Source organism: Anabaenopsis sp. NIES-4685 (genome assembly GCF_059725405.1).
The window spans coordinates 2,654,473-2,673,501 of record NZ_AP043602.1 but is presented as its reverse complement, the minus strand read 5'-3'; the positions used below and the strand labels follow the sequence as shown (position 1 = coordinate 2,673,501).

Genomic DNA, 19,029 nt, shown 5'->3' with positions numbered 1-19,029 from the left:
CAATTAATCCTTAAAGATATTACCCTAATATTTTCAAAAATTATAGATGTTAAGGGAGTATGGACTCACAATCTTGTACGGTTGGCAAGAGTAATGAACCCGACTTGGTAGGTTTGATGAGTCGATATTTTCTTGGTGTAAGATTGAATTAGTAAAAACTACCTATAGCTAATTTCTGCTGTGACTGATGTGTACAATGGTGGAATATCTGTATCGAGATTGTCAAATCGCCCGAATGTTTGCCAATAATTCTGATGTAAATAGCCTATGAGTTCCCCCAACCTCCTCATAAGCCACAAACTGTACTTGGTCAACTGACTCAAGCAGTACAGACACTTCAAGCGAGGGTTGACTTTTCCAAGTTGGCGCTGAAGCCTAATGCCAAAGTACCAGAGATATGGGTGCAGGATACAGGGGCAGAACGTGAGGTATATCCGTTGTTAGGCGATCGCTATATAGTAGGTCGTAGTTCCAAATCCTGTGATATAGTCATTCGCAATCCAGTTGTCAGCCAAATTCACCTATCACTCTCACGGGATTCAACTCAACGCACCCCTGTTTTTGTCATCAAAGATGAAAACTCCACTAATGGTATTTATCTGGGGAAACGCCGAATTAATCGATTAGAACTGCGTCACGGTGACATTTTTACTTTGGGACCGCCAGAACTCGCAGCTTCAGTGCGGCTACAATACTTTGACCCAGCACCCTTGCATATAAAAGCAGCAACTTGGGCGGCCTATAGTATGGCAGGTGTGAGCGCCTTAGTGGGGTTAGTCATAGGGGTGGAATGGCTAAAATTTTCCGTCAGACCCTTACCCACTGCTAGCAGCGCCCCTATAGTGATTTATGCCCGCGATGGCTCGACACCCTTGCGCGAGCCTCGGAGTACCTCTCATGTAGACCTCAAGAGTTTAGAGGACTTTGGCTATTTACCCGCGGCTATAGTGGCCTCAGAAGATAGTCGTTACTATTGGCACTTTGGCGTTGACCCTTTAGGGATTTTGCGAGCTGTGTTAGTCAATACGCGCAGTGGAGATGTACAGCAGGGGGCTAGCACCATTACCCAGCAAGTGTCCCGAAGTTTGTTCCGGGACTATGTAGGCGCTCAAGACTCCTTGGGACGCAAACTGCGGGAAGCTATTGTTTCCTTGAAGCTAGAAACTTTTTACAGTAAAGATCAAATATTACTCATTTACTTAAATCGAGTATTTTTGGGGGTGGATACATCCGGTTTTGAGGATGCAGCTCGTTATTACTTTGATAAGTCAGCTAGAGAATTAACTCTCTCAGAAGCTGCAACATTAGTGGGAATTTTACCTGCTCCCAACGCTTTTAATTTTTGTGGAAATAACCCCAATAGGCTACAACTAGTTGACTATCGTAATCGCGTCATTAGGCGAATGTTGGACATGGGGAAAATTTCCGCAGAACAGGCCAATCGAGCTAGGCGCTCCCCAGTCCAGATTAACCCCAAAGTTTGCGAACGGCAATCCAGTACCATTGCTCCTTACTTTTACCAGTATGTATTTCAGGAATTGGAATCAATCTTGGGGGTAGGAGTTGCCAGAGAAGGAAATTTTATCATTGAAACCCAGCTCGATCCCAGAATGCAAGCAGAGGCGGAAACAGCTTTGCGTAATCAAATCAATAAAGCTGGTTCTACCTTGGGCTTTTCTCAAGGAGCGATCGTTACCCTAGACACTAGAACTGGTAGTATTTTGTCGATGGTAGGCGGGACTGATTTTGGAAAAAGCCAGTTTAACCGTGCTGTTCAAGCCCAAAGACAACCGGGTTCTACCTTCAAGGTTTTCGCTTTTGCAGCCGCCCTAGAGAGGGGAATACCAGCCTCTAAAACTTATTCTTGCGCGGCTCTACCCTGGCAAGGCTTTACCTATAGGCCTTGTAGAACCGGTGCCCAGAATTCCTTAGATATGACGACTGGCTTCGCCCTGTCAGAAAATCCCATTGCTCTGCGAATTGCCAGGGAGGTGGGGCTAGATAGAGTCGTATCCACCGCCAGACGTTTAGGAGTCAAGTCATCACTCGAAGCAGTTCCCGGCTTAGTACTGGGTCAAAGTGTAGTCAATGTTTTAGAAATGACTGGTGCTTTTGGCGCCATTAGCAATCGTGGTGTTTGGAATCCACCCCACGCAATTAGCAGGATTATAGACAGTAGTGATTGTCAAAATAGTCAGGATTTAAAAACTTGTCGTGTTGTCTATTCCTTTGACGAAAATCCGGACGCTAACCAGCGAGTTTTACCCACAGGTGTAGCCGATGAAATCAACCAGATGATGCGCCAAGCAGTAACTAGCGGTACTGGACGCGCCGCGGCTATCGGACTGGGGGAAGGTGGGAAAACCGGCACCACTGATAAAAACGTTGATCTCTGGTTTATTGGTTCAATCCCCAGTCGCCGGTTTGTAACTGGCATTTGGTTGGGTAATGACAATAATTCTCCCACATCCGGCAGCAGCGGGCAAGCAGCCCAACTTTGGGGCAATTATATGAGACAAATTACCAGATAAGGTGGGGGTGAATAGTCACTGATATCCCCGCCAAGGGCTAACTTGCAGAATACCATCTCTGGTAAAAACTACTTTAAATTGGGCTATTGGTTCATTTGTGAGAGAACCATTAGCGGGAGTTTGCAGCAATTTGGGTAAAGGAGTTGATTCTATGCCCTCATTTGCTCCTTGATTTACCGCTTTATAACCAATGATCGCACCATCAGGATTTACACCTACTCGATAGACTAAATCTTCTCTTAATTCTGAGCGACTAGTCCAACCTAGATCAATTTGTTTATAAATTTTTCCATTCAGAAGACGTAGTTGGGATGAATTAGTAATTTCTGTAGCTGAATTTAAGAGTGCTTCTAAATTTCTGATTTTGAGTGCTGTATCCACGATTGGAGTGGCTACATTCAGGTCAGTTGCTGGGGAACTCTCTGGAGTTTGTATATTTGGGGGTGTTATGTTCTCTGATGCAGCCGAATTGGGGGTGGGTGCTATGGATACAGTCTCTTCTTGCTCCTGGGTTGCTGGTGGGCGCGTCTCAGGGGCAGGAATTAGGCTCAAAGCGATGGCGGCAACTGCTACAGTTGAAATTCCTATACTTGCCGCTACTCCTTGCTTGAGTAGAAATTCATTAGGACTACCGTAACTTCTAGGCACGGGCTGTAATTCTAATGACAACTCTGGTAGGGTTTGGCTGTCAGCAAAAAATTGATCCACAGCTTCAACCAGGTCAAATAACTGCACTGTATTCAAATCCATTTGAATGGGCGGTTGATTATAGTTAGGCTGAGACTGAAAAACATCTACAGCTATTTCAGAATGCACAATTAACCGGTGCCGATTAGTGTAAATTTTTTGTAACTCCACTAATTCTGAGTCTTGATTATGTGCTTGGGGGTTTGACACATTACTCAAAAATTCTTGAGCATAGCCACTCACAGCCCGGACTAGACTCTCAAAAAATTCTCGTCCGCCTACTAGGGGCTGACTATAGCCAGATATATAGCATTCTGCATTGACCAATATGGATAATTCTGGACGCATACCTTGATAGTATGCTGCTTTGGCTACATCACTGAAACCCTCTAACAGCAGTGTACAATTAGGTAGACTGTACTTACGTTGAATATTCATTCTACTTCACCGTCAAAAAGACTAATCCAAAATCGCTGCATTCCAGCTGTACCAGTACAAAATAGTAATTGTCCCAACAAATTGATTGCTAGTTCATCTAATTTATCGTCAGAATCTAATGCCATTACGGTAGAACGTCGGGGATTCATTCTACTTCTGAAATGTACTCGAAATCGCTCTAGGTAATTCGATAGGCGTAAATTCTGTACCAAAGGTATCTGCTTTTCACTCATTTGCTGATATGTCATCAACATTTGGCGAATGACAACGGTTAAACGCCGCGCGATGTAGCTGGCAATAACTACTAAAGCTTTTGCTTCCATGATAGTCAAGGGACGGCGAATATGAGATCTTCGCAGTGGGTTAGAGCTCCGCATTCGCCATAGATTTACTCGGTTTTTAATAATTCCTTTCAGTTCTAACTCATCAGCAAAAGCCAGAATAGCTTCGGAGCTACCAAGTTCTAAAGCTTCAATTGCCAGTAAAATTAGATCAACTTGCAGTCGGGTTCTAGCCGGACAACCCTGTGCTGCCTTGGCGAAGCTTACCATAGGCATCGCAGGGTCTGGTAAAGTATCCAGAATCATCGGCAAGGAGGGGGGGGGTGGACTATTCAATGGCGTTAAGCTGGCTGAGACATTCATTCTATAAATTACCTTGTGCAGAGCTAATAGGCAGAATAAAACTAGTACAACTAATTTAAAGGAGCTAGAACAGGCTTGAACCTGTTTCAAACTTGTTTGTAGTGCTTAAGCATTGATTACTTTTTCTGCTGTCCAAAGTTCGGTAAAAATTAGGTAAATAAATCTCTTCTTGTCAGTCAGAAACTGATTTACCGATTTTTTTGTCGGAGGTAGTTCTCTTGGAGACCGTGGCTTTGTAGAAGTCTTTATGTAAGTGGGAGTGGTATTACAGTTGCAGTATCTACCTGCTTTGTGCGGTACAGATGCCAAGTTGCTCTAAGTAACGCCATCAAAAATCACCTCCGATTTAGTTGTTTTGAGTATAGTAAAAGAATATATCAAAAATCAGGAAACCCCCAAAGGCTAATATATTATTGTCCCTTACCTTCCCTGGCTGTATTACCGTGTAAAATTAGCTAATCTGGCTAAATTAGAGCGTCAATGATCAGGGTATGAGATTATAGTGTAGGATTTTTCAGGGACTAGTCATGAGTCATTGGTCATTAATCCCCCTCCTACCCCCTCATAACTGAATTTTATGGATTTAAAGTCTCTAATTCGCGATATCCCAGATTTTCCTAAACCCGGAATTTTATTTCGCGATATCACTACTTTACTGCGCGACCCAGAGGGATTGCGCTACACTATTGACTTTTTTACGGAAAAATGCATTGGTTTAGGCTTAAGAGCTGATTATGTTGTGGGTATGGAGTCCCGTGGGTTTATTTTTGGACCTCCTCTAGCTTACAAATTAGGAGCGGGTTTTATTCCGGTACGGAAGCCGGGAAAGTTACCAGGAGCAGTTCACTCAATTGAATATGAATTAGAATATGGTACAGACTGCCTGGAAATGCATCAAGACGCTTTGCATCCAAATAGTCGCGTTTTAATTGTAGATGACTTGATTGCCACAGGTGGTACGGCTAGTGCAACCGCTAAGTTGGTGCAGAAGATTGGCTGCGAATTGGTAGGGTTTGGCTTTATCATCGAGCTACAGGATTTACAAGGACGTCAACATTTACCAGATGTGCCGATTGTCTCCCTAATTGAATACTAATCATTGTTAATCTCTCCTATATCCTGAGAAATTGACTAATAAAAAATGACTAAATTGCTATGACTTCTCAGAAAATTTCCTGGAAGACCTGTCACGAGGGCTTTATAGGGCTAGTCACGAACGAAACATTTGTTTATGTGGTGAAACGGATATTGCAAGCACTGTTCACTTTGTTATTGGCAACGGCGCTGTCGTTTGTGATCATGAAACTATCCCCGGGGGATTATGTGGATACGTTGCGCCAAAATCCGACAATTTCGCCAGAACGCATTGAGGAATTAAGGCAACAGTTTGGTTTAAATAAATCTTGGCCAGAACAGTTTGGACTATGGTTATGGCGAATTTTTACCCAAGGAGATTTTGGTACCAGTTTTGTTTACCAACGCTCAGTAGCTTCTCTGTTGTGGGAAAGGATACCAGCAACTTTACTTTTAGCGATCGCTTCTTTATTTTGTACCTGGGCGATCGCAATTCCCTTTGGTATTCTCGCAGCTGTGAAACAAAATCAAGCGACTGATCGCATTTTACAACTGATTAGCTACACAGGACAAGGGTTTCCTAGTTTCATCACTGCTTTGTTTCTGCTCATATTTGCTCAAATCACCTCACCTTTATTTCCCGTGGGTGGTATGACTAGCATCAATCATGCTGATTTGTCTTGGTTTGGCAAAATCATTGATATTGGCTGGCACATGATTTTACCCACCATTGCCTTAAGTATCACTAGTTTTGCCGGGTTGCAAAGAATCACTCGCGGAGAATTGTTGGATGTTCTACGTCAAGATTATATCCAAACGGCTCGCGCCAAGGGACTACCAGAAAATCGGGTGATTTATGTTCACGCTCTTCGCAATGCCATAAATCCTTTAATTACTTTGTTAGGCTTTGAATTGGCTGGTTTATTAGGTGGTGCATTTATTGCCGAACAATTCTTTAACTGGCCCGGTTTAGGGAGATTGACTTTACAGGCAGTAATGGCAAAAGACCAGTATTTAGTCATGGCTAGCCTCGTCATGAGTGCCGTATTACTGAATATAGGCAATTTAATGGCGGATTTGCTATTAAAGGTAGCCGACCCCCGGATTCGTTTGGAATCTTAATTGAGTATGTTTTCTGAAATTTATTATATATTGCGTTCCTCGACTGATGGTCGTTATCTCGTAGCCCATCCCGATGCTGAAAGTTCCGGCTATTTATTACTGTTTAGGGAAAACTTTGATGCTTTAAGCTATCTCAATACCCATGCTGGTCAATTAGCTAACCGCTTTGCCGTAGAATCTGTTCTTGCTACACAGTTGGGTAATTTGCTCAAACGTTGGGGTTTTAGCGGCGTGGGAATTGTCATAGATCCGTTATTGCCGAAAGTAGATTTTATGCAGCATCGTTAAATATAGTAGTTCGCAGGTAGATAAGTACTATATGAATGATAAAACTCTTGTGGAGTGGGCAGTATGCCCACTAAGGGTGTAACGCAGTATAATGAGATACCCTATGAATAATCCACAGAGGCACAGAGAAAAAGGAGAAAGAAATAGAGAATTTCACTTCAGGGGTGGACATTTTGCCCGCCCCATTATTTAAACCACGACTTTTTCTAACATCAATTTAGAACGTTTGACTTGCTCAGGAATAGCTACGGGATAATCTCCAGTAAAGCAAGCTGAACAGAAACTATTAGTATCTTCCTGGGTTGCTTCCAGCATTCCCTCCCAACTCAGATAAGCCAGGCTATCTACTCCCAACTGCTCGGCAATTTCTGACACTGACTTGGTAGCAGCAATCAACTGATCCTGACTATCAGTATCAATACCGTAAAAACATGGATGTGTGACTGGTGGGGAAGAAATGCGCATATGTACCTCGCTAGCACCTGCTTCACGTAATGCTTTAACCAGTTTCCGGCTGGTTGTACCCCGAACAATGGAATCATCCACAATAATTACTCGTTTACCCACCAATACATCTTTGAGTGGGTTAAGTTTCATGCGAATCCCGGACTCGCGCATAGATTGTGTGGGCTGAATAAAAGTTCGACCCACATAGCGATTTTTAATCAGTCCTTCGGCGTAGGGGACACCAGAGGCTTGGGAAAATCCAATGGCCGCAGGTATTCCTGAATCAGGAACACCAAAGACAATATCAGCATCTACAGCGGATTCAGCCGCTATTTGTCGCCCTAACCTCATGCGATAGGTGTACAAACTTTCGTTGTGCATGATGCTATCAGGACGGGCAAAGTAAATCATCTCAAAGATACATAACTTACGAGCAGGTTTTTGACTCCAATGGTAGGAAGCTAAACCTGCTTCAGTAATCCAAACTAATTCCCCCGGTTCCACATCTCGTAAGTATTCGGCTCCAATGATATCTAAACCACAAGTTTCCGAAGCCAAGACATAACGGACTGGTAACCCGGGTAAAGTTCCAATTACTAAGGGGCGGATACCATTGGGATCCCGCGCACCCATGACACCAACGGGAGTCCCAATCACCAAACTAAAAGCGCCTTGGCAACGGTGAAATGCCCTACTTGCTCCTTCTACCCAATCTGCACCAGCGTTGACGGCTTGAGCGATCGCCAAAGCGATCATTTCCGAGTCTGTTGTTGTGACTAAACTCACTTGGGTCTTGACTAACTCTGACCGCAGCTGCACAGTGTTGACTAAATTACCATTATGTGCTAAAGCTAATGAACCTAGTCGGGTTTCCACCACAGCCGGCTGGACATTATCCTTGCGGCTAGAACCAGTAGTGGAATAACGAGTGTGACCAATAGCGAGGTTTCCGGGTAACTGATCCAAAATGGACTCATTAAAGACCTGAGAAACTAAGCCCATGTCTTTGTGTAGGTGTACTTTTGCATCTTCAAACGTTGCAATCCCAGCTGATTCTTGACCCCTATGTTGCAGAGCGTATAATCCAAAGTAGGTCATTTTGGCAACATCTTCTTCTGGAGCGTAAATGCCAAAAACACCACAAGCTTCTTCTGGTTTGTCAGGTCGATGCTCTTGACTATTGATTGGGTCTATTTCCTGATTGTGGTATTCATCCGATAGCTTGTGCGGTGTAGCCATAGTGACGGAATGGATGGGAATCATTAGCTATTGCTCCTGGTTTGGGTGTCAAGTCGGAATAATCGGTAATTGATAATTTTTAATTCGCAATTACTACCCCACCAATAAATGGAGTGAGTTATGCTGGATTTTGTTCTGGAATTAATTACGAATTGCAAACTACGAATTAGTAATTATTTAGTCCCTGGGATTATGTCGCTGGATAGTTGCCAAATCCTTAACGAATCTTTAACCATCTATTAAAACAGTACCGTAATTCTGCTCACAGAGGTTAATTATCCCCATATAGGGGATAGAAAAATTAATTGGGAGTATTACCTAGGCGAGCAAGACGGTTAGAGATCGCCCGGAAATAGGGATCTTTCATCTGTTCCATAGTAAGTTTGATTAAGATTTGGTTATCATTGGTTAAAATCCTCAAACCTAGTTCAGAATCACCCAAATTACCTACTGTACCAAGTTTTTGCCAATTAGCCCCCAAATGTTCACCTAAGTAATATTCCCATTTTTCTTGCTGTGATTGTGTTACAGAAACTACTATTCTTGCGCCACCTTCACCAAACAGCACTTCATCCAGACGTTTTAACTGATGTTCAGGAATTTCTATCTGGATTTGGGCACCTAAGTTACCAGAAAGGCAACATTCAGCCAAAGCAACAGCCACACCCCCCTCAGATGAATCATGGGCAGAACATATCCAACCAGCACGAATACCTAAGCGGCAAACTTGCTGTACACGACGTTCCAAATCAAAATCTATCCTTGGCGGATGGCCAGCAACAGTATTGTGAATAGTAGCTAAATACTCAGATGCACCCAAACTAACAGAGGATGTCAGAGGTAATCCCAAAAGATAAATTAAATCACCATTACCTTGCCAACCTTGACCACAAATCCTTGTTAAGTCAGGAATTAACCCCACCATACCCACCACAGGAGTAGGATAAATGGGTTGGGGATTACCTTGAGAATCAAAGGTTTCATTGTACAGAGAGACATTCCCGCCTGTAACTGGTGTTGCCAATTCTAGACAACCTTCAGACAAACCGCGACAAGCCTGGGATAATTGCCAGTAACCAACGGGTTTTTCTGGACTACCAAAATTGAGATTATCTGTCACCGCCAGAGGTTCGGCACCCACACAGCTGAGATTACGAGCTGCTTCTGCCACCACGGCCTTAGCTCCCTCATAGGGATCAAGATAAACATAACGAGGATTACAGTCTACAGTTGCCGCCACACCTGATGTCAAACTTTCAGGTTCTAATTCTTCATTTTTCCTTGTTTCTAGGGGACGTAAGCGCACCACAGCAGCATCAGCACCACCAGGCAGAATCACAGTATTATTCTGGACTTGATGGTCATACTGACGATAAACCCAATTTTTAGAAGCGATGGTTGGCGTACCGAGCAAAGTTAACAGAATATTATCCCAGGATTGGAGTTTACCTTCAATGTCAATCCCCGCAATTGTACAAGCTGGTAAGGAATCAGGTGACCATTTCCAAGCTTCCAGAACATACTCTGGTGGTTCTGCTAACAATTCCCGTTCATAAAGAGGGGTATTTTCCGCCAGCGCCTCAGCCGGAATTTCTGCTGCGACTGTACCCTGAAAGAAAATCCGCACAATGGGGTCAGCAATCACAGTACCCGCAACCACAGCATGAAGTCCCCAACGGTGGAAAATATCAATTAGCTCTTGTTCTCGACCCTTGTGGGCTACAAATAGCATTCTTTCTTGAGATTCAGACAGCAGGTATTCATAGGGAACCATCCCCAACTCCCGCACAGGAATTTTATCTAAATCAAATTCAATACCCACACCACCTTTAGCCGCCATCTCTGAAGTAGAACAGGTAATACCCGCAGCACCCATATCTTGGGCGGCGACAACAGCACCAGTTTTAAATGCTTCCAGACAAGCTTCAATTAAAGACTTTTCTATAAAGGGGTCACCTACTTGTACGGCGGGACGGTTATCCATTGATTCATCTGTTAATTCCGCACTAGCAAAACTGGCACCCCCCATACCGTCTCTTCCCGTGGTAGAACCGACATATAACACAGGATTACCAATACCAGCAGCACCGGATTTAACGATTTCTGGTGTTTCCATTAATCCCAGTGCCATGACGTTAACTAAGGGATTACCCGAATAAGCCGGGTCAAAATATACTTCACCCCCAACAGTCGGCACTCCAACGGAATTACCATAATGTGAAATACCCGCTACAACACCTGTAAATAACCTTTGGGTTTTGGGATCATCTAGAGAACCGAAACGTAAAGAGTTTAATAAGGCAATGGGACGCGCCCCCATTGTAAATATATCTCTTAATATACCGCCTACACCTGTGGCGGCACCTTGGAAGGGTTCGACGGCTGATGGGTGGTTATGAGATTCAATTTTAAATGCTAATTGCAGTCCAGCGCCTAAGTCTACAACTCCGGCATTTTCACCAGGTCCAACCAGGATGCGCGCTCCTGTGGTGGGAAACTGCTTAAGTAAAGGACGGGAATTTTTATAACAGCAATGCTCAGACCACATAACTCCAAACATTCCCAGTTCAGCTTTGTTGGGATGTCGTCCTAAGCGTCTGACAATTTCTGCATATTCTTCTGGTTTTAATCCTTCGGCGGCGATTTCTTGAGGGGAAAAGGGAGTAGAGGAAGTGGCGGTCATGGAAATAATGCACCAAGAGTACAGAGAATTATTGTATCGATTTAGTTACCCTATATGCACTTTGCAACCACTAATTAAGACTTTTTTGCATATTTACCCTTCAAATAGTGGCGACTATCTGCTAAAATTTCCCCACATCTGGTTAATAACTTGACAGATTTTTTGCCACAGCCATGACCAAATGTGAGGACGTTATGATCAAATGAGAAATCTTATGGGTCTAATACCTTAACATTCACAATCCTAGAACCAACACCAGTTTGATCAAGACATCGCTTGAATGATGTAATCAAAGTAGGGTGCTGCTTCGGTCGCATCTTCCACACTTAGTAAGTCAAGAGAGGCAGTTTTCAAGGCGCTAATAGCTTCTACCATGCCTGGTACAGGAACACCTAAAGAATTGTACATTTCTCGCACGCCGATTAAACCAATTTTTTCGATTGGTTCTTTGTCGCCTGCAAGTACGCCATAGGTAATAAGGCGCAAATACCAACCAAAGTCACGGATACATAGGGAACGCTGACGTTCGCCGTAAGCATTACCGCCGGGGGCGATAAAGTCAGGGCGCTTTTTCCACAGATTTTTGGTTGCTTCCTGAACAATCTTTTTTTCGTTCTCCGCTAAGGTCGCAGCAATGCGTGTCCTTTGTTCTCCGGTTTGGAGAAATTCTTTGATGCTTTTGAGTTCGCCACTGCTCGGATAACGCAGTTGGTCGTCGGCTTGGAGAATAACTTGGCTAATTACGGTCATAATTATACGCTCTTGTGTGCGAAATATTATTTGCTAGTTTAGCGAGTCTGAGGTACACAAAGAAAGGAAAATTAGGAAGATGATGGGAGTGAGCACAAGGATTGTGATTTTCTCATGACCAATGACCCATGACTAATAACTAATGACTAAACACCAGGGTGAGTTAATTGAAATTGTGATCGCCGACTTGAGTAGTACAGGTGATGGTGTGGGACGTTTTGAGGAAATTGTGGTTTTTGTCCCCGATACTGTTCCAGGCGATCGCGCTATAGTTCGCTTAGTACAAGTTAAACCTCAATACGCTCATGCTCAACTTCATCACCTCTTGCAAGCATCTCCTCATCGGGTCAGAGCAAGTTGTATTGTGGCTGACAAGTGTGGTGGTTGTCAGTGGCAACATATTGATTATGAATATCAGCTAGTAGCGAAGCATGATCAAGTTATCCAAGCTTTACAGCGTATTGGTGGTTTTGTCAATCCACCAGTCGATCCGGTGTTAACCACAGATGCACCTTTGGGCTATCGCAATAAGGCCACTTATCCTCTAGGAGTTTCCGCCACAGGTCAGGTACAAGCTGGTTACTACCAAAAAGGTAGCCATCGATTAGTGAATTTAAATCAATGTCCTGTTCAAGATGCGAGATTAAATCCTTTACTGGTACAAGTAAAGCAGGACATCCAACAACACGGTTGGCAAATTTACGATGAACGAAAACACCAAGGACAAATCCGCCATTTGGGTTTACGTATTGGACGGCGAACTGGCGAAATGTTATTGACTTTGGTAGTGAAGGAGTGGAATTTACCAGGAATTGAACAGCAGGCCCAGGAATGGTTAAAGCGCTATCCCCAACTGGTGGGTGTGTCTTTAAATCGCAATCACCATCGCACAAATGCCATTTTTGGCGCTGAAACTCGTTGCGTTGCTGGTGTTTCTCACCTGCGAGAAGTCTTTGCTGATTTAGAATTTCAAGTCCGTCCAGATACGTTTTTCCAGGTTTATACAGAAACCGCAGAAGCACTGTTGCAGATAATTCAGTCAGAACTCAATCTTCAAGGACAGGAGTTGCTAATTGATGCTTATTGTGGTATTGGTACTTTAACTTTACCTTTAGCCAAACAAGTTCGGGAAGCTATAGGATTAGAATTACAACCAGAAGCTGTAGAGCAAGCTATTGTCAATGCCCAGCACAATGGAATTAATAATGTTACATTCCAAGTAGGCGCAGTAGAGAATTTGCTGCCGGAAATGGGCATAATACCAGATGTGGTGTTACTTGATCCGCCGCGCAAAGGGTGCGATCGCGCCGTGATTAATTCTTTATTAGAACTGAAACCTCCACGCATAGTTTACGTCAGTTGTAAAGTAGCTACTCTGGCTCGCGATCTAAAATTGTTATGCCAAGATGGGCTATATCACATGACACGCATACAACCTGCTGATTTCTTCCCCCAAACAGCTCATGTAGAAGCGGTTGCTTTTATGGTGTTATCACATTAGTATCAGTAATACTGAGTGTGGAAGAAAAACTTACATTTCAAATTTGTAGTCTAATGCATACTAAAAATGCTAAAATCTAATTAAGCTAAAAAAAACGATTTTGTTACAGAGATTAAATTCCCATCCACCCCAAGCAACATGAATAAGCTTTGGTAAAGCAACAATCGGCAATACCAAGATTATCCTCATACTCTTGAATATTACCAATAATTTTCTTTGCTAACTGCACGAGCAGTTGTCTTTATAGGCGTTATATGTATCAACAATCTCATCTCATAAACAGAGTCAATTCTCCCTAGGATTTCCCAAATTTAGTGTTTAAAGACGCAAGTTTGAAGGCAGCGTGACCACCTCACTTTTGTATCAGGGTGCCTGTAATCAATAGCAAACTAATGTCTAGCTAACTGAAAGCTGCGGGGTTTCTCTTGTGATGACCATTTCCCTTCGTCCAGTTGGACGTTATTGGGGCACAATTAGTTTTGCCTCAACTCTTTATCTATGCCCAATTTTAGATTTACTCCTAGCTGAAATTCCAGGAAAACTGCAAGCAGAATTGCGCCTAGGACTCCAAGAAGCCCTAGTAAATGCCGCAAAACATGGTAATAATCTTGATCCTAGTAAAACAGTTGTAGTCCGTTTTTCCCTAATCAACAATCAATATTGGTGGGTAATCTCAGACCAGGGTCAAGGCTTTGTTCCTGTATCGGCTGATGATGAAAACCCCACAGATTATTTACCACCAGATGAATCAGAAAATGGTCGTGGTTTATGTCTTCTGCATCAAATTTTTGATCAAGTAGAGTGGAATCGTAAAGGTACAGAATTGAGACTGTGTAAAGAAATGGAAAATAGCCCCCGTTTGTCTTTGAGACGGTAGGGGAGCGGTCATTAGTCATTGGTATTGGGAAAACAACTACTTTATCCCTGATTTCCATGGCTGGGACAGGGAGGTGCAGAAATTGATCGGTCTAACCAACCAACAGCTTGTTGTAATCTCACTATGGCTTCTTCGGGCTGATTTTGGACAAGGTACAAAAGGGCGGCCGCGGCTTGTTCACTAGCGCGAGAATTGCGGTTAGACTTGAGGCGATGCCAATCCTTAGGCGAGATACTTAGCCTTTCCATTAAGGCTTGGGCTAGTTCTAGAGTGCTAAGTTCATTCAATGGATTGGTTTGAGAAAGCTGAGTAGGTTGAGACATGATTCTAAGTGCTAAGTGATGCGTAAAGAGAAGATAAATTACTTATATAAAATAGTGCTGATTCAGAAGTTAAAATTTTGGGGATTGACCAGCATTTAATCATAGTTTACTACCTGAAAATGAAACCGCGTCAAGAATCACCATCGCCAGGGGAAAGTCAAGAAACGGATTTGGATCAAGAACTGGAAAATATAGAGCGATGGCTCTACTCCTTGAAGAAACGTTACAATCAGGTACAAAGCCATCGACAAAAACAGGCACAATGGCAACAGCATCAACACGAATTAGCACAAGATAAACACCAGACAGCAGAAATATCAGCTGCCCAGTAAATTAAACAGCAGTTAAAACTACTAGAAATCAACTGAGAACGCCAGTTATTTTCTGGGACTAGTTTGACAAAACCTTTCTGTCCAGCCGTCCGCTTGAGTGGAATGGTATTTATTGTAGGCTGGATATTGTGGTGGGTAATCCCGATTTTGGCTTGGGGAGCAACTTAAATGTTAATATTGTTTAATATCTGTCTTAGTTGACAAAATAGAAGTTATATAGTATGTCAAATCGAAGAATTGCAGAAGTATTACGCACTGGTCAACCTGATGATTCTCTCGTGGTTCAAGGCTGGGTGAGAACAAAACGGGAGTTAAAAGGATTTGCGTTTATAGAAGTCAATGACGGATCCTCACTAGCTAATTTGCAAGTGGTCATCAATCAGGATTTACCAGACTACGAAGCCATTATTAAAAAGCTGAATACAGGTGCTTCGGTGGAGGTGAGTGGGCTACTAGTGGCTTCTCAAGGGAAGGGACAGCGCATTGAATTAACAGCCGCGGCTGTGAAAGTTTATGGAGAAGCTGATCCCGAAACCTACCCTCTGCAAAAGAAACGCCACTCCTTTGAATTTTTACGCACCATAGGACACTTGCGATCGCGGACTAACTCTTTTGGTGCAGTTTTCCGGGTGAGAAACGCCTGTTCTACAGCCATTCACCAATTTTTCCAAGAGAGGGGCTTTTTATGGGTACATACACCTGTAATTACGGCTAACGACTGCGAAGGCGCGGGTGAACTATTCAGCGTCACCAGCTTCGACCTCAAAAACATACCCCGCACACAAACTCAAACAGTAGATTACACCCAGGACTTTTTTAGTAAACCCACCTATTTAACAGTTAGCGGTCAGTTAGAAGCCGAGGTCATGGCCATGGCCTTTACTAACGTCTACACATTTGGCCCCACATTCCGGGCGGAAAATTCCAATACCTCGCGCCACCTCGCCGAATTTTGGATGGTGGAACCAGAAATGGCCTTCTGCGACCTAGATGGTAATATGGATTTAGCCGAAGCATTTCTCAAACAGGTTTTTGGATATGTGTTAGAGAAATGTCCAGAAGACATGGAATTTTTCAATCAACGCATTGATAATACTGTTTTAGCCACAGCCGACAATATTATTAATAATCAATTTGAGCGATTAACTTATACAGAAGCAGTCAAATTATTAGAAAAAGCCAATGTCAAATTTGAATATCCAGTGAGTTGGGGCTTAGATTTACAATCAGAACATGAAAGATATTTAGCAGAAGAGCTGTTTAAAAAGCCTGTAATTGTCACAGATTATCCAGCCCAAATTAAAGCATTTTATATGCGTTTGAATGAGGATGAAAAAACCGTTCGCGCCATGGACATTCTTGCACCTAAAATTGGGGAAATTATCGGCGGTTCTCAAAGAGAAGAAAGGTTAGATGTATTGGAACGCCGTATTTTAGCCCAGGGAATGCAACCGGAAGATTTATGGTGGTACATGGATTTACGCCGTTATGGTACTGTTCCCCATGCTGGTTTCGGCTTAGGCTTTGAAAGACTGGTGCAATTTATCACAGGTATGGGAAACATCCGGGATGTGATTCCCTTCCCTCGCACACCACAAAGCGCCGATTTCTAGTATAAGCCATCATATAAATCTCTTGCAGCCTTAACCCACACTAAAAGACCACAAAAAACTTAGGGTGGGTGAGGTACACAGGGTCATATTGTAGCGATAAATATTTGTAATTTTGAGACGTAACTCACTCTATGGTTATTTCCAGTTGGGAAGACGGGGAATTTAGGTGGAGTGATGTATTGATAATTTTAGGTGATATCCGGGTTGGAACATGGCAGTTGAGGACTGTATTATGAATTATGAATTATGAAGTTTGAATTAAAAAAACCCAAATTTAGCTTCACAATTCATAATTTGTTAGCCGTCAAACTAAAGTCAGGATGTCAAAACAAGCTTGAGTTTTGAGCTATTCTGTGTAACTCAAAACTCAGAACTTGGGAAATCAGCACAGAGATTAAGCCATTTGATTTTCAATCGCCCAACGCGCTAGTTCAGTACGGTTGTGGAGATTAGTTTTGCCCAACATATTGGACACATGGCTTTCAACTGTACGCTGACTCACATTTAGTTCTTCAGCAATTTCCCGATTAGCTAAACCCCTAGCGACAAACTGTACCACTTTCAGTTCAGTTGGGGTTAACTGTACATCAAAGGGAACCTGAATTCGGGAACCGTTTTCTCCTCCTTTAGCTTGGTGTTCTTTCCAACGAGTAGTTTGCTTCAGCGAAGATTCTACTTGTGCTACGAGTTCTTCTGGTTCAAAGGGCTTGACCATATAAACATCAGCCCCTTTGTTCAGACCTTTAACTCGCTCTGCACTTTGGCCCTTCGCTGATAGGAAAAGCACGGGAATCCAGGCGGTGCGTTCATTTTGTCGGAGTTGTTCTACAAAAGTATATCCGTCCATCTCCGGCATGATGACGTCACAGATGATCATATCTGGAATATCTTGTTGAAGAATTCCCAGGGCTTCTCGTCCATTTTCGGAAGTGTTAACTTCATAGCCTCTAAATTCCAGGTAGTCCTTCACCAGCAAGATGAGGTTAGGGTCATCGTCAATCAGTAGCAGTCTTTTGTGATCTTTCATGCTGGGCTCTTTCATAGCATTGGCACTTTTCGCGCTTCGGTCCATCAAGGTGTTGAGTGGTTATCCTTTATGGTGGATCATTGAGGTGTTGTCCTTTTTCTACTTAACTTGCCTTTGCCTTCTGGAAGTCTTAAAAGTGGTGATTACTTTTGATAAGACGACGGGATCATGGGCAACTTTCAGTAAGGATACGTAGAGCAGTAGTATTTATAATGCGTTATTATATATCGCTTTGAAAGTGGCGGGTGAAAAAAACACTGATTAAATAATCATGCTTCTAATTCACGAGGTACATATTGGCTGAAGATGACCCTAACTTAAAAAAAACCGCCCTTTCAGAGGCTTACTGCTTTACTATATCCTGGTGATGTTCAGCCTTGACAAATGTTCGCAAGCAAGTAGAGGAGTTATCGGCAGAAGATGGGTCAAAATGCATATTCTTGCACCACCATTATGCCTATCGAGTGTTTTGGGATGACTGGCTCAATAACTTCTGGTTTTGCTCGGCAATACCAGGAACCATATGGGTAGACCACCATTATCGGTCTACAGCAACAAACCCGCAAGAGATAGGCTGTAGTCTTATAGGATGTAAGTGGGAGACTTGCTGTTTAATTCACCCTTGGGCTTTAGTCAGTGTTCCCAATATCCAAGACTAACTTGTTTTGCACAGAAGTGAGTAACTGTCTGGTCAGCACAGATAAAATTCTCTGGCTGAATTTCTGCCATTGCTCAGATTTTTAGACAATTACTTAGGGCTTTGTCATCAAGAAACTGAGTAATTTTGGCGAGTTAACGGCGTCACCCTACCAGTGTAGTCTTACTCATCGATCGGCACCCTGATTACAGTTTTATAACAATTTCCCGGTTTTGCACATAAATTTATCTATATAAAAATATTCGTAACTTACCCAGCAAAACCCGATATATCCAAATGATGCAGTATTTATACTTAAGTACTGCTGCCATATGCTGGTGCGGGAACCCGTACTCAATTAATTATTGCCATTTTATGCTGCTTTTAGGTAGATTAGCACTCAGGAGTTGAGAGTGCTAACTCTGGAGAAAAAATATTTATGGCAGCTGTAACTTTAAGCGTTTCTACAGTTAAACCCCTAGGCGATCGCGTTTTCGTAAAAGTGAGCGCCCCGGAAGAAAAAACCGCAGGTGGACTGTTTTTACCCGACAACGCCCAGGAAAAACCCCAAGTAGGCGAAGTAGTAGCCCTTGGACCTGGCAAGCGTAACGATGACGGTAGCCGTCAGACATTAGACATTAAAGTCGGCGATAAAGTGCTGTACTCCAAGTATGCTGGCACTGATATCAAGCTCGGCACAGAAGAATACGTACTGCTTTCTGAAAAAGATATCTTAGCAGTCGTCAACTAATGGGGAATGGGTACAGACGCGAGGGGGCGAACCCCACGCCCAAAGCCCAACCCCTAAAGTCCAAT

Annotated in this window: 17 protein-coding genes; 10 read left to right on the top strand and 7 right to left on the bottom strand. The window is 43.1% G+C overall.

What is annotated here, in order from left to right:
- The first annotated feature begins 260 nt into the window (after positions 1 to 260).
- A complete protein-coding gene (locus AC6IZ0_RS11460; RefSeq protein WP_497726045.1) occupies positions 261 to 2,531 on the top strand; it encodes a transglycosylase domain-containing protein in 2,271 nt (756 codons plus the stop codon).
- Between the two features lie 15 nt (positions 2,532 to 2,546).
- Here AC6IZ0_RS11460 and AC6IZ0_RS11455 read toward each other — a convergent pair whose 3' ends face one another.
- Both AC6IZ0_RS11455 and AC6IZ0_RS11450 read right to left on the bottom strand, forming a co-directional pair.
- Complete coding sequence (locus AC6IZ0_RS11455; protein ID WP_497722998.1) at positions 2,547 to 3,656, bottom strand: DUF4335 domain-containing protein; 1,110 nt, start codon at positions 3,654 to 3,656, stop codon at positions 2,547 to 2,549.
- Complete coding sequence (locus AC6IZ0_RS11450; protein WP_497722996.1) at positions 3,653 to 4,300, bottom strand: DUF3038 domain-containing protein; 648 nt, start codon at positions 4,298 to 4,300, stop codon at positions 3,653 to 3,655. The genes AC6IZ0_RS11455 and AC6IZ0_RS11450 overlap by 4 nt, the downstream gene beginning before the upstream one ends.
- 577 nt (positions 4,301 to 4,877) lie before the next feature.
- Between AC6IZ0_RS11450 and AC6IZ0_RS11445 the strand changes: the two genes are divergently transcribed.
- From AC6IZ0_RS11445 to AC6IZ0_RS11435, 3 genes are read left to right on the top strand one after another with little or no spacing between them, the layout of a single operon-like run.
- Positions 4,878 to 5,396, top strand: a complete 519-nt coding sequence (locus AC6IZ0_RS11445) for an adenine phosphoribosyltransferase (protein ID WP_271732264.1) — start codon at positions 4,878 to 4,880, stop codon at positions 5,394 to 5,396.
- Between the two features lie 59 nt (positions 5,397 to 5,455).
- Positions 5,456 to 6,496, top strand: a complete 1,041-nt coding sequence (locus AC6IZ0_RS11440) for an ABC transporter permease (protein WP_271732266.1) — start codon at positions 5,456 to 5,458, stop codon at positions 6,494 to 6,496.
- Between the two features lie 6 nt (positions 6,497 to 6,502).
- On the top strand, positions 6,503 to 6,784 hold the full coding sequence (locus AC6IZ0_RS11435; RefSeq protein WP_271732268.1) for a hypothetical protein: 282 nt from the start codon (positions 6,503 to 6,505) through the stop codon (positions 6,782 to 6,784).
- A 189-nt stretch (positions 6,785 to 6,973) separates the two neighbouring features.
- On the opposite strand, the gene purF is transcribed toward AC6IZ0_RS11435, so the two are convergent.
- The 3 genes from purF to AC6IZ0_RS11420 form a co-directional block, all read right to left on the bottom strand.
- On the bottom strand, positions 6,974 to 8,494 hold the full coding sequence (gene purF, locus AC6IZ0_RS11430; protein ID WP_497722994.1) for an amidophosphoribosyltransferase: 1,521 nt from the start codon (positions 8,492 to 8,494) through the stop codon (positions 6,974 to 6,976).
- Positions 8,495 to 8,771: 277 nt separating this feature from the next.
- Positions 8,772 to 11,153 (bottom strand): phosphoribosylformylglycinamidine synthase subunit PurL, encoded by a 2,382-nt coding sequence (gene purL, locus AC6IZ0_RS11425; RefSeq protein WP_497722993.1) that lies wholly within the window; start codon positions 11,151 to 11,153, stop codon positions 8,772 to 8,774.
- A 264-nt stretch (positions 11,154 to 11,417) separates the two neighbouring features.
- Positions 11,418 to 11,903, bottom strand: coding sequence for an allophycocyanin subunit alpha-B (locus AC6IZ0_RS11420; protein ID WP_271732272.1), 486 nt, complete (start codon positions 11,901 to 11,903; stop codon positions 11,418 to 11,420).
- A 142-nt stretch (positions 11,904 to 12,045) separates the two neighbouring features.
- Here AC6IZ0_RS11420 and rlmD point away from each other — a divergent pair, with 142 nt between their 5' ends.
- Together rlmD and AC6IZ0_RS11410 are read left to right on the top strand one after the other, a co-directional pair.
- Positions 12,046 to 13,404 carry a 23S rRNA (uracil(1939)-C(5))-methyltransferase RlmD gene (gene rlmD / locus AC6IZ0_RS11415; protein WP_271732274.1) on the top strand — a complete coding sequence of 453 codons (1,359 nt, stop codon included), beginning with the start codon at positions 12,046 to 12,048 and terminating at the stop codon, positions 13,402 to 13,404.
- 427 nt (positions 13,405 to 13,831) lie between these two features.
- Entirely contained in the window at positions 13,832 to 14,281 is a 450-nt protein-coding gene (locus tag AC6IZ0_RS11410) for an ATP-binding protein (RefSeq protein ID WP_271732275.1), read from the top strand.
- 41 nt (positions 14,282 to 14,322) lie between these two features.
- Here AC6IZ0_RS11410 and AC6IZ0_RS11405 read toward each other — a convergent pair whose 3' ends face one another.
- A complete protein-coding gene (locus AC6IZ0_RS11405) occupies positions 14,323 to 14,604 on the bottom strand; it encodes a DUF6439 family protein (RefSeq protein ID WP_271732276.1) in 282 nt (93 codons plus the stop codon).
- Between the two features lie 119 nt (positions 14,605 to 14,723).
- Here AC6IZ0_RS11405 and AC6IZ0_RS11400 point away from each other — a divergent pair, with 119 nt between their 5' ends.
- Positions 14,724 to 14,936: a hypothetical protein gene (locus AC6IZ0_RS11400; RefSeq protein WP_334310750.1), complete on the top strand. Its 213-nt coding sequence runs from the start codon at positions 14,724 to 14,726 to the stop codon at positions 14,934 to 14,936.
- A 221-nt stretch (positions 14,937 to 15,157) separates the two neighbouring features.
- A complete protein-coding gene (gene asnS / locus AC6IZ0_RS11395) occupies positions 15,158 to 16,549 on the top strand; it encodes an asparagine--tRNA ligase (protein ID WP_497722990.1) in 1,392 nt (463 codons plus the stop codon).
- A gap of 394 nt (positions 16,550 to 16,943) precedes the next feature.
- Here asnS and AC6IZ0_RS11390 read toward each other — a convergent pair whose 3' ends face one another.
- Positions 16,944 to 17,621: a response regulator transcription factor gene (locus AC6IZ0_RS11390; protein ID WP_271732315.1), complete on the bottom strand. Its 678-nt coding sequence runs from the start codon at positions 17,619 to 17,621 to the stop codon at positions 16,944 to 16,946.
- Positions 17,622 to 17,953: 332 nt separating this feature from the next.
- Between AC6IZ0_RS11390 and AC6IZ0_RS11385 the strand changes: the two genes are divergently transcribed.
- Both AC6IZ0_RS11385 and groES read left to right on the top strand, forming a co-directional pair.
- Complete coding sequence (locus tag AC6IZ0_RS11385; protein WP_271732278.1) at positions 17,954 to 18,235, top strand: hypothetical protein; 282 nt, start codon at positions 17,954 to 17,956, stop codon at positions 18,233 to 18,235.
- 417 nt (positions 18,236 to 18,652) lie between these two features.
- A complete protein-coding gene (gene groES, locus AC6IZ0_RS11380; protein WP_200989836.1) occupies positions 18,653 to 18,964 on the top strand; it encodes a co-chaperone GroES in 312 nt (103 codons plus the stop codon).
- The last annotated feature ends 65 nt before the right edge of the window (positions 18,965 to 19,029 follow it).

Excerpts from the sequence above, each read along its gene's own strand:
- AC6IZ0_RS11450 (WP_497722996.1), bottom strand. The coding sequence starts at position 4,300 with ATGAATGTCTCAGCCAGCTTAACGCCATTGAATAGTCCACCCCCCCCC.
- AC6IZ0_RS11405 (WP_271732276.1), bottom strand. The coding sequence starts at position 14,604 with ATGTCTCAACCTACTCAGCTTTCTCAAACCAATCCATTGAATGAACTT.
- groES (WP_200989836.1), top strand. The coding sequence starts at position 18,653 with ATGGCAGCTGTAACTTTAAGCGTTTCTACAGTTAAACCCCTAGGCGAT.
- AC6IZ0_RS11400 (WP_334310750.1), top strand. The coding sequence starts at position 14,724 with ATGAAACCGCGTCAAGAATCACCATCGCCAGGGGAAAGTCAAGAAACG.
- AC6IZ0_RS11440 (WP_271732266.1), top strand. The coding sequence starts at position 5,456 with ATGACTTCTCAGAAAATTTCCTGGAAGACCTGTCACGAGGGCTTTATA.
- AC6IZ0_RS11435 (WP_271732268.1), top strand. The coding sequence starts at position 6,503 with ATGTTTTCTGAAATTTATTATATATTGCGTTCCTCGACTGATGGTCGT.
- asnS (WP_497722990.1), top strand. The coding sequence starts at position 15,158 with ATGTCAAATCGAAGAATTGCAGAAGTATTACGCACTGGTCAACCTGAT.
- AC6IZ0_RS11455 (WP_497722998.1), bottom strand. The coding sequence starts at position 3,656 with ATGAATATTCAACGTAAGTACAGTCTACCTAATTGTACACTGCTGTTA.
- purL (WP_497722993.1), bottom strand. The coding sequence starts at position 11,153 with ATGACCGCCACTTCCTCTACTCCCTTTTCCCCTCAAGAAATCGCCGCC.
- AC6IZ0_RS11390 (WP_271732315.1), bottom strand. The coding sequence starts at position 17,621 with ATGGACCGAAGCGCGAAAAGTGCCAATGCTATGAAAGAGCCCAGCATG.
- AC6IZ0_RS11420 (WP_271732272.1), bottom strand. The coding sequence starts at position 11,903 with ATGACCGTAATTAGCCAAGTTATTCTCCAAGCCGACGACCAACTGCGT.
- rlmD (WP_271732274.1), top strand. The coding sequence starts at position 12,046 with ATGACTAAACACCAGGGTGAGTTAATTGAAATTGTGATCGCCGACTTG.
- AC6IZ0_RS11445 (WP_271732264.1), top strand. The coding sequence starts at position 4,878 with ATGGATTTAAAGTCTCTAATTCGCGATATCCCAGATTTTCCTAAACCC.
- purF (WP_497722994.1), bottom strand. The coding sequence starts at position 8,494 with ATGATTCCCATCCATTCCGTCACTATGGCTACACCGCACAAGCTATCG.